The 9,144-nt window shown below is 71.1% G+C and carries 10 protein-coding genes; 3 read left to right on the forward strand and 7 right to left on the reverse strand.

The genetic code is table 11. The annotated features are described in order from the left end of the window. Positions 1–79: 79 nt before the first annotated feature. The 3 genes from CH341_RS24175 to CH341_RS24185 all read right to left on the reverse strand — a co-directional run bounded on the left by CH341_RS24175 (position 80) and on the right by CH341_RS24185 (position 3,604). Positions 80–1,111, reverse strand: coding sequence for a Bug family tripartite tricarboxylate transporter substrate binding protein (locus tag CH341_RS24175; RefSeq protein WP_111421540.1), 1,032 nt, complete (start codon positions 1,109–1,111; stop codon positions 80–82). A gap of 137 nt (positions 1,112–1,248) precedes the next feature. After that, positions 1,249–2,280: a Bug family tripartite tricarboxylate transporter substrate binding protein gene (locus tag CH341_RS24180; RefSeq protein ID WP_170149784.1), complete on the reverse strand. Its 1,032-nt coding sequence runs from the start codon at positions 2,278–2,280 to the stop codon at positions 1,249–1,251. A 70-nt stretch (positions 2,281–2,350) separates the two neighbouring features. After that, positions 2,351–3,604 (reverse strand): M20/M25/M40 family metallo-hydrolase, encoded by a 1,254-nt coding sequence (locus CH341_RS24185; protein ID WP_111421542.1) that lies wholly within the window; start codon positions 3,602–3,604, stop codon positions 2,351–2,353. A gap of 311 nt (positions 3,605–3,915) precedes the next feature. On the opposite strand from CH341_RS24185, the gene CH341_RS24190 reads away from it, so the two are divergent. Together CH341_RS24190 and CH341_RS24195 are read left to right on the forward strand one after the other, a co-directional pair. Then, on the forward strand, positions 3,916–4,356 hold the full coding sequence (locus tag CH341_RS24190) for a DUF1810 domain-containing protein (RefSeq protein ID WP_111421543.1): 441 nt from the start codon (positions 3,916–3,918) through the stop codon (positions 4,354–4,356). Continuing rightward, complete coding sequence (locus tag CH341_RS24195) at positions 4,353–4,832, forward strand: CBS domain-containing protein (RefSeq protein ID WP_111421544.1); 480 nt, start codon at positions 4,353–4,355, stop codon at positions 4,830–4,832. The genes CH341_RS24190 and CH341_RS24195 overlap by 4 nt, the downstream gene beginning before the upstream one ends. 31 nt (positions 4,833–4,863) lie before the next feature. Here the strand turns inward: CH341_RS24195 and CH341_RS24200 are convergent, their stop codons facing one another. The 3 genes from CH341_RS24200 to CH341_RS24210 all read right to left on the reverse strand — a co-directional run bounded on the left by CH341_RS24200 (position 4,864) and on the right by CH341_RS24210 (position 7,381). Next, positions 4,864–5,796 carry a hypothetical protein gene (locus CH341_RS24200; protein WP_111421545.1) on the reverse strand — a complete coding sequence of 311 codons (933 nt, stop codon included), beginning with the start codon at positions 5,794–5,796 and terminating at the stop codon, positions 4,864–4,866. A 1-nt stretch (position 5,797) separates the two neighbouring features. After that, positions 5,798–6,886: a glycosyltransferase gene (locus CH341_RS24205; RefSeq protein ID WP_111421546.1), complete on the reverse strand. Its 1,089-nt coding sequence runs from the start codon at positions 6,884–6,886 to the stop codon at positions 5,798–5,800. Positions 6,887–7,018: 132 nt separating this feature from the next. Beyond that, the gene (locus tag CH341_RS24210) at positions 7,019–7,381 is read right to left on the reverse strand and encodes a hypothetical protein (RefSeq protein ID WP_111421547.1); all 363 of its coding nucleotides are present in this window, start codon (positions 7,379–7,381) and stop codon (positions 7,019–7,021) included. A gap of 200 nt (positions 7,382–7,581) precedes the next feature. Between CH341_RS24210 and CH341_RS24215 the strand changes: the two genes are divergently transcribed. Then, positions 7,582–8,346, forward strand: a complete 765-nt coding sequence (locus tag CH341_RS24215; RefSeq protein WP_210208592.1) for a carboxymuconolactone decarboxylase family protein — start codon at positions 7,582–7,584, stop codon at positions 8,344–8,346. Positions 8,347–8,349: 3 nt separating this feature from the next. Here CH341_RS24215 and CH341_RS24220 read toward each other — a convergent pair whose 3' ends face one another. Then, on the reverse strand, positions 8,350–9,057 hold the full coding sequence (locus tag CH341_RS24220; RefSeq protein ID WP_281023561.1) for an EAL domain-containing protein: 708 nt from the start codon (positions 9,055–9,057) through the stop codon (positions 8,350–8,352). Positions 9,058–9,144: the final 87 nt, after the last annotated feature.

Raw genomic sequence — 9,144 nt, forward strand, 5'->3', positions numbered from 1 at the left:
GATCGCTACGCGATCCGACCTCCCCCTCCAGGGGAGGTGAAACGGGCCTGCGGGTGAAGCCTATCGCCCCGATCGCCTCCTACTTGAAATCCTCCGGATTGATCTTCGCCGCCTTCACGGCGGCCTCCCAGCGGGTGCGCTCGGATTTCAGGAACGCCGCCGTCTCGGCCGGCGTGCCGCCGACCGGCTCGGAGCCGAAGGCGCGCATCTTCTCGATGACGTCCGGCATCGTCAGGACCACGGCGCTCTCGCGACTGATCAGCTCGACGACCTCGGCCGGCGTGCCGGCCGGCGCGGCGAGAACGTTCCAGGACGACAGCGCGTAGCCGGGCAGCACGCTGGCGATCGGCGGAACCTTCGGCAGCAGGGAGACCGGCTCGCCGCTGGAGACACCGAGCGCGAGAAGCTGGCCGGACTGGATGAACGGCAGCAGCGGCCCGAGATTGTCGATCGTGAAGGTCACGCGCCCGGCGATCAGGTCGTGGACCGACTGCGACGTGCCCTTGTAAGGCACGTGCACCGTGTCGATGCCGGCCATCTGGTTGAACAGCGCCCCGGCCAGGTGGCTCGACGCGGCGATGCCGCCCGAGGCGTAGGTGAGCTTGCCGGGCTCCGCCTTCGCCGTCGTGATCAGATCCCGGATCGAGCCGATCCCGGTCGAGGGCGCCGTCACCAGGACATTGGGGAACTGCGCGACCAGCGAGACCGGCGCGAAAGCGGTGTCCTGGTTGAACGGCATGGCCGGATAGATGAACTGGTTGACCACGTAGGAGGCCGGCGAGCCGATCAGCAATGTGTAGCCGTCGCGCCGCGCGGTGGCGACGGCCAGCGCGCCGATATTGGTGCTGCCGCCCGGCCTGTTCACCACCGTGACGGTCTCGCCGAGCTTCGCCTGCAGTCTCTCGGCCAGGACGCGCGCGACCAGGTCGGTGTTGCCGCCGGCCGGGAACGGCACCACGATCTGGATCGGCTGCTTGGGAAAGTCGGCCGCCGCGGCCGGCACGAGGAGGCCGGAGCCGGCGACGGCGAGGCCGGCCAGGAGCGCCGACGCGACGCGGCGTCGGGTCGGAGGATCGGGAGTTCCGCGCGGCGTCGGGACGGGTGATCGCATCGGGGGCTCCTTGTGATGCGCGGGGGTTCGTCACGTCGCCGGCCGATGTCATCGGACCGGCGACGTCGGAGAGGCGATCACGTCGTATCCGCCGCGGCGAGACGCGCCGCCGCGGCTCACCGCAGGTGGTCCGTGCCCTATTTGAACTCGTCGGGATTGATCTTGGCTGCCTTCACGGCGGCCTCCCAGCGGGTGCGCTCGGATTTGAGGAACGCCGTCGTTTCGGCCGGCGTGCCGCCGACCGGCTCGGAGCCGAAGGACCGCATCTTTTCGATCACGTCGGGCATCTTCAGGATCGCGGCGCACTCCCGGCTGAGCAGATCGACGATCTCCTTCGGGGTGCCGGCAGGGGCGGCGAGCACGTTCCAGGACGACAGCTCGTAGCCGGGCAGCACCGAGGCGATCGGCGGTACCTTCGGGATGATGTCGACCGGCTTCGTGGTGGAGACGCCGAGCGCGAGAAGCTGGCCCGACTGGATGAACGGGTAGATCGGGCCGAGGTTGTCGATCGTGAAGGAGACGCGACCGGCGACCAGATCCTGCAGCGACTGCGACGTGCCCTTGTAGGGCACGTGCACGGTGTCGATGCCGGCCATCTGGTTGAACAGGGCGCCGGAGAGATGGCTCGCCGCTCCGATGCCGGCCGAGGCGTAGTTGAGCTTGCCCGGATCGGCCTTGGCCTTGCTGATCAGATCCTGGATCGAGGTGATGCCGGTCGACGGTGCCGTCACCATCACGTTGGGGAACTGGGCGATCAGCGAGATCGGCTCGAACGCCGTGTCCTGGTTGAACGGCATCGAGGGATAGATGAACTGGTTCACCACGAAGGAGGCGGGCGGACCGATCAGCAGCGTGTAGCCGTCCGGCCGTGCCGAGGCGACCGCGGCAGCGCCGATATTGGTGCCGCCGCCCGGCCGGTTGACCACCGTGACGGTCTCGCCGAGCTTCGTCTGCAGCTTCTCGCCGAGAATGCGGGCGAGCAGGTCCGTGTTGCCGCCCGGCGTGAACGGCACGACGATCTGGATCGTCTGCTTGGGATAGTCGGCGGCTCGGGCCGGCGCGAGACCGCCGAGGCCGGCGAGGACGAGCCCGGACAAGGCGGCGCTCAGGACGACCCGTCGGGTGGCCTGCTTCGCGGCGCGGCGCGGCGGGGGTGCGGCTGGTCGCATCGACGGTCTCTCCTTGTGATGCACGAGGCTTCTGGGTCGGGCCACCGTCGGGCCACGACCGAACGGAACGTCACGGGCGCAGCAGCTTCTCGCGGCTGCACACGTCGATCGCGAGCTTGGCATAGACTTCGGCGCAGCGGACCAGGTCCGCGATCGCCACGGCCTGCTTGCGGAAGGCGCGCGGCGGGCCGTAGGTGATCGACGGGATGCCCATCTCGTTGAAGATCAGCACGTCGCGCCACATGCTGGAGAACACCGGGGCGGCGAGCGCCAGCTCGTCGTCGTGCACGGCGCGGTGCGCCGACTTCAGGCCGTCGAGCAGCGCGCCGGTGTCGCCCGCTCCGTACGAGCGGCGATACAGGAACAGCTCGACGCTGCCCTCCAGGCCGCAGCCGCGGAGAAGCTCGCGCAGCTCGCGGCGCAGCGCCAGCGGATCGGAATCGGGCGTCAGCCGGCAGTCGAGATAGAGCGCGCACAGCTCCGAGGTGCGGGTGACGTGATACGGATTGCCGCCCCGGATGGCGCCGATCACGGCCTTGGGCACGATCGTGCCGTGCTCGCAGGTGTAGACCTCGCGCTTCTCGTAGTCGCGGGCCCATTGCTGCAGCGCCGGCACCAGCAGCGCGGCTCGCACGATGGCGTTGGGATGCTTCGCATCGACCTCGGCGTCGGGCACGAAGGGCGTGTAGTACTGCGGATCGCCGAACACCGTGATCTTGAAGAACGCCTTGCCGGCCTCGATCGCGGCGTAGCGGAAATCCGTGCCCTCGGCGACGAGCGCGTAGTCGGCGACGCCGCCGTGCTGGATCAGATAACGGGTGCCGACCTCCTTGCTGAGATATTGCGGCGCCTCGAACTCGTCGACGGCCTCGTAGCCGATCTCGCCCGGCACGGCGGAGAGCAGCAGGTCGCCGCGCAGCTCGACGCCGGACGCCTTGATCGCCTTCGCTGCGATCAGGAAGGCGGCCATCGGCCCCTTGTCGTTGACCACGCCCTCGCCGTGCAGCGCGTCGCCCTCGATCCAGGCGCCGTGGTTGATCGGCGCATCGGGGGCGCGGATGCTCCACCGGTCGGCCTTGCTGCGCCCGGTGTCCATGTGGCTGTTGAAGATCAGGCTGAGGCCGTCGCCGCGGCCCGGCAGCGTGCCGAGCACGTTGAAACGGTCCGGCATCATGCCGATCTTGCGCGGCGAGAAACCCTCCCGCGCCATCCAGTCGAAGATGAAGCCGCCGACCTCCGCCTCGCGGCCGGCCGGGCTCTCGATGTTGCACAGCGCCAGCGTGAGCGCGACCAGCTCGTCGGTGTCGATCGAAAGTGCGGCCATGCGTCCACCTCGGATGTGCGGCGTAGCGACCGGACGACCTATTCATAATTCATGCCAGATTTCAGAACAATGTACCGATATCCGGCACAGCGAAATCATACTGCAGCGCGGGATCGTTCCGACGGCGCAGGGGTTTTCGTCGTACCCCTGGCGCGACGCCGGGGAGCCGGAGCGCATCGACCGGCGATGTGACTGGCGCATCGTCGCGCCTGTTCATATTTTCGGCTGCCTGCCCAGGCCGACATCGTCGGAGCGCCTCACCGGCGCGACACGGCCGCTGCTCCCGGCAGGACAGGTGAGGAGACCAGAGAATGTCCGATCCGTTCGACCTCGCCCGGTTCGTCACCGCGCAGGCGCCGGTCCACGAGACGGCGCTGGCCGAGCTGAAGGCCGGCCGCAAGCGCACGCATTGGATGTGGTTCGTCTTCCCGCAGCACCGCGCGCTGGGACGATCCCCCACCGCGCAGGCCTATGGCATCGGCTCGCTCGACGAGGCGCGGGCCTATCTGGAGCACCCGCTGCTCGGGCCACGGCTCCTCGCCTGCACCCGGGCCGTGCTGGACTGTCCGGCACCGTCGCTGCACGCGCTCTTCGGCTCGCCCGACGATCTCAAGTTCCGCTCGTCGATGACGCTGTTCGAGGCCGCGGCGCCGGACCAGCCCGTGTTCGGCACGGCGCTCGACCGCTGGTGCGGCGGCCGCCGCGACGACCTCACCGCGACGCTGATCGCACCGACCGGACACGGCCGATGAGCACGGGCCTCGACCGGCCGTTTCGCACCCTGCGCCGGCTCGTCGAGCTGGGGCGCCCGCCTCTCCTCGCCGTCGCACCGGACGCGACGCTCGCCGACGCGGCCCGGCTGCTGGCGGATCACGATCGCGACGCCGCAGTGGTGATCGAGGCCGGCACGTTGCGCGGCATCGTCTCGATGAAGACGTTTGCACGTGCCGCGATGCGCCGTCCCGGCACGGCGGCGGTCGATCTGCGGGTCGCCGACCTCGTCGATGCGGCGCCCGCGGCGTCGCTCGCCACCAGCGTGCCGGATGCGCTCGCGCTGCTGACGCACGACGCCGACCATGTCGCGGTGCTGGACGAGGACGGGCTGCCCGTCGACCTGGTGTCGCGCGCCGAGCTTCTGGCCGAGCTCGTCTGGCACCATACCGAGGTGATCCGGGAGATGCGGCTGCAGGAGCGGATCATGCACCTGCAGGGCGTCTACAGCTGCTGAGCGCCGAGGCCGTCGGGCGGCCGGGACGGCGTCACCTCAGCTCGCGCAGATCCCGCACCACGGTCCGGCGCACCGCCAGCGCATCGCGACGTGCCGCGAGCGCGCCTTTCAGGAACGTCGCGGCGTTGTGCCGCCCGGCCTTGCCGAGCACCGAGCGGAGCATCTGCTCCGCCATCAGCCGCAGCCGCTCGAGGTCGAGATCGATGTGGCTCGTCGACGGTCCGCCGACCGCCGCGGCGCTGCGGCGCGCGTCGGCGAGCTGCTCGAGCCGCCGGTACAGCCCGTAACCGGCGTCGAAGCCGGTGCGCCGCTCCGGCAGCAGGCGGACGTGGCAGCCGTGCTGGGTGGGGCGCACCGTGGTGCGGCCGCGCTCGCGCAGCTGGTCGAGCGCGAGCATGAAGCTGACCGCGTCGCCGCCCTCGCCCGTGGTCGCGAGCTTGATCTGGCGGAGCGTCTCGATGCGGGCCCACAACACCGCGCCCATCAGGCTGCGCGCCCGGATCGCACCGCGCAGACGCGAGAGCAGGCGCGGCTCGCGCGGCCGGTCCGCCACCGCGAGGTCGAACGACGCGCCGCCGGCCTCGGTGTCGATCTTCACGACCGCCGGGACCAGGTCGACGCCGGCGATCGAGTCCTCGTACAGGATCACGTGATCGCGCAGGCCGGCGAGCCAGGCCGGATCCAGCACCACGCCCTCGGGCGTCGCCAGCACCAGATCGACCTCGCCGGCGAGCGACGCGACCGCCGCCGCCAGCATCTCGGGCTCGGCTGCGGCCACGGTCGAGACGGTCTGTCCGGGGGGCGCCACATTGGCGAAGACATGCTCGCGGCCTTTCGGCACAGCGAGCACGACGCGGGCCGGCGGATGCCGCCAGGTGCGCGACGCCGCGATGGTCGCACGGGCGAGCCGCGGGTCGCCGCGTCCAATCACGATCAGGCCGAAGACGGGATCGATCTGGCTCATGTCAGGCGAGCCGCCGCCAGGTCGCCGCGAAGACGCGGGCCAGCGCCTCGGGCGTGGTCCGCCCGATCGCCTCCTCGACTCCCTCGAACGAGAACGGCCGGTTGCCCCAGGCCTGCGCCATCACGTTGATCGCGATCGCGAGGTGATAGGCGCTGCCGGCCGTGTACAAGAGGCCGCGGCGCCCGTAGTCGACGATCTCGGTGAGCGCGCCGGTGTCGGGCACGATGACGCTCTTGCGCGCCGAGAGGGCGGCCAGCACCGGGACGACGGCGCGATCGTCGGCGCGCGGGACGACCAGCACGTCGACCTCGCGCAGGAAGGCGTCGGCATCCGCGGCCTCGACCGCCGACACGGCGGAGGGCAGGCTCACGACGCCGGCGAGCGCCCGCGGCGCGATCCGCAGCGTGAACAGGTCGCTCTGGCCGGTGAGCGCCACGGCGCGGAGCAGCAGCTCCAGCGTCTCGGGCGTCGCCTCCGGATCGTAGAAGCCGAACACCGGGATCTTGCGGCGCTCGACCACGGCCGGCGACACGGCCGCGGGGGGACGCGCGGAGGCCGGGGGCGCGACGATGGAGAAGCGCGAGCGCGGGAAGAACCCGTTGCGGAAATGGCGGCCCATGTCGGCGCGGTTCGATCCCAGCACGCCGGCGACATGGCGCGACGCGTGGCGCGTCCGCCACTGCATGAAGCCGCGGTCGCCGCGGCCGAGCCCCGTGAGGAGGCGCGCGCCGCCGGCCGGCCGATCGACGATCCCGCCTTCGGACGAGACGAAATGAACGAGCGGCGTCCGGGTCCGGGCCGCATGGCGCCACACCGGCCCGAGCTCCGCGGTCGCCCCGAAGGTCTGCACCAGCGCGAGGCGTTCCTGCGCGAGGATCAGCGGCAGGCGATCGACGTGGTTGCGGTAGCTCACCAGGCCGGGGCGTTCGGCCGGAACGGTCGCGAAGCGCTGCTCGGTTTCGAGATCGAGATCGATCAGGACGACATCGATGCCGGCGTCCGCCAGTGCGCCGATGAAGGCGCGCGACCGATACGGCCGAAACGTCGCCGTGGCGGCTGTCGGGCCCGCGAACACCAGGGCGGCCTTCATGCTCTGTCCTGCTGCTCCATCCTTCGGGCCCATGGGACCGGGCGCGACCGAGACGGTCCCGATCCGATCGCGACAAGCTATACCATGTGCCGACCCGGCTTGGCACGCCCGGCTTGGCGCGGCCGTCGGACGTCACGCCGCGTGGAAGAATGCGAGTCCGCCGGGTCGCGTGCGGAAGCGCCCGCGGAGAGTCTGCTGCAGGGGGCCGGCGACGGTACCGACCTCCACCGCGAAGCCGCAGTGATGGTCGCCCTCCGGCAGGCGCGTGCAGTCGTGCTTGGTGAAGCTTCGGATCTCGAACAGCGCCGTACCGGCGCGCCGGATGCGGGCGATCCCGACCGTGCCCTCGGTCTCGCCGACAAAGTCAAGCACGGCCCGCACCTCGTCCGACACGCTGCGCGTGAACGCGCGCCGCATCGCGGCTTCGCTCGGCTCGTCGGTCCCGTGCAGGAGAGTCGTCACCAGCACGATGACCGCGATCATCGTGGCCCACATCGCATTCGCCCCCGTCGTCCCCTCGACGTCGGAGACGATGACACAAAGGCTTTTCGACCCGGTTCAGCCGGTCCGGACAAGTTTAACGATCGGCCTCCGCGGCCGTGTCGCCGGTCGCGGCGTTGTCAGGGCCGCCGGAATCGGCCAAGCCTCCGCGCAGCGTTCCGGTGCGATCCGGCCGCATTCCGACTGGAGAACCCATGGCCCGATCCACCAAGCCCGCCCCGTCCCGCACGCCCGCCGCACGCGAGTCCGCGACGAAGCCCGTCGCCAAGCCGATCGGTCCTAAGAGGGCCGCCGCGATCAAGCCGGCAGCGACGACGCCGACAGCGAGAACGCCTGCCGCGCCGAAGGCCGCCGCCCGCCGCACCAAGTCCACGAAGCTCGCCGCGCCCTCCTACCGGCTGCCGGATCTCGACGAGGCGAAGCTCGACAAGGCGCAGCGCGCGCTGCTCGCCGCCATGCGGGCCGGCCCACGCGGCGCCGGCCTCAATCTGCGCGGCCCGTTCGGCGTGTTCATGCATGCGCCGGCGTTCGGCGCGCTGGCGCAGGAGCTCGGCGCGCATTGCCGCTTCGGCACGTCGGTGTCGCCGCGCCTGTCGGAGTTCGCCATCCTGGTCACGGCGCGGCACTGGCGCGCCCACTACGAATGGCACGTCCACGCGCCGATCGCCCAGAAGGCCGGCGTGAGACCGGCCACCATCGCCGATCTCAAGGCCGGCCGTGCGCCGGCCCGCGCGGCGGCCGACGAGAAGGCCGTCTACGCGTTCGTCACCGAGCTGTACGGCAAGAAGCGGGTGTCGGACCGCACCTATGTGCGCCTCCACAAGCTGTTCGGCGACGCCGGGATGGTCGAGTTCATGGGCATTCTCGGCTACTACGCGCTGGTCGCGATGACGCTGGACGCGTTCCGGGTGCCGGTTCCCGAAGGCGCCGCCCTGCCCTTCGCCGAGCCGAAGATCTGAGTCTCAGGCGGTGGCGGCGGCGGGTGGCGCGCCACCCGTCGGCGCCGCCGCGGCCGCCGGCTTCGCGGCGCGCTGCTGCAGCAGGCCGAGGAAGCGCTCCTTCGGCATCGGCGGCGCCAGCAGCACGCCCTGCCCGAAGTCGCAGCCCATGATCTGGAGCGCCTGGAGATCCGCCAGGCTCTCGATTCCCTCCGCCACGGCGGCGCTGCCGAAGCGGTGCGCCAGGTCGATCGCGGTCTGGCAGATCGCCGCGTTGGTGGCGTCGGTCGCGCAGTCCTTGACGAAGCTGTGGTTGAGCTTGAGCTCGGCGAAGGCGAGCTCGCGCAGGCTGGAAAAGGACGAGTAGCCGGCGCCGAAATCGTCGATCGCGACCGTGATGCCGCTGTCGCGCAGCCCCTCGGCGATCGCCTGGGCGCGCTTGATGTCGCGGACGATCTGGTCCTCGGTGACCTCGACCATCAGCCCGGGCCAGTCGGGGCTGTCCGGACGATGCTCGGCCACCAAGGCCGCGATCGGCAGCCGGCCGAGGACGTGCACCGGCACGTTGACGGCGAGCCGCAGGTTGAAGCCCGCGGCCCGGAAGGTCGCCCAGTCGGCCATGGCCGAGACCAGCGCGTACTCGGTCAGCTCGAGCAGGCTCGCCTCGTCGATCCCGGGCAGGAAGCGGCCGGGCAGCAGCACGCCGAGCTCGGGATGCCGGATGCGAGCCAGCGCCTCGGCGCCGGGCCGGAGCGCAGCGCCATCACCTGGTCCTTGAGGGCCAGCATCTCCTCGCCGAGCGCCAGCACCCGGGCGCCC

The organism is Rhodoplanes roseus (genome assembly GCF_003258865.1).
GTDB lineage: Bacteria > Pseudomonadota > Alphaproteobacteria > Rhizobiales > Xanthobacteraceae > Rhodoplanes > Rhodoplanes roseus.

Bases quoted from the DNA above. Each gene is read 5' to 3' on its own strand.
- CH341_RS24210 (WP_111421547.1), bottom strand. From the start codon at position 7,381: ATGTGGGCCACGATGATCGCGGTCATCGTGCTGGTGACGACTCTCCTG.
- CH341_RS24185 (WP_111421542.1), bottom strand. From the start codon at position 3,604: ATGGCCGCACTTTCGATCGACACCGACGAGCTGGTCGCGCTCACGCTG.
- CH341_RS24205 (WP_111421546.1), bottom strand. From the start codon at position 6,886: ATGAAGGCCGCCCTGGTGTTCGCGGGCCCGACAGCCGCCACGGCGACG.
- CH341_RS24190 (WP_111421543.1), top strand. From the start codon at position 3,916: ATGTCCGATCCGTTCGACCTCGCCCGGTTCGTCACCGCGCAGGCGCCG.
- CH341_RS24180 (WP_170149784.1), bottom strand. From the start codon at position 2,280: ATGCGACCAGCCGCACCCCCGCCGCGCCGCGCCGCGAAGCAGGCCACC.
- CH341_RS24175 (WP_111421540.1), bottom strand. From the start codon at position 1,111: ATGCGATCACCCGTCCCGACGCCGCGCGGAACTCCCGATCCTCCGACC.
- CH341_RS24200 (WP_111421545.1), bottom strand. From the start codon at position 5,796: ATGAGCCAGATCGATCCCGTCTTCGGCCTGATCGTGATTGGACGCGGC.
- CH341_RS24195 (WP_111421544.1), top strand. From the start codon at position 4,353: ATGAGCACGGGCCTCGACCGGCCGTTTCGCACCCTGCGCCGGCTCGTC.
- CH341_RS24215 (WP_210208592.1), top strand. From the start codon at position 7,582: ATGGCCCGATCCACCAAGCCCGCCCCGTCCCGCACGCCCGCCGCACGC.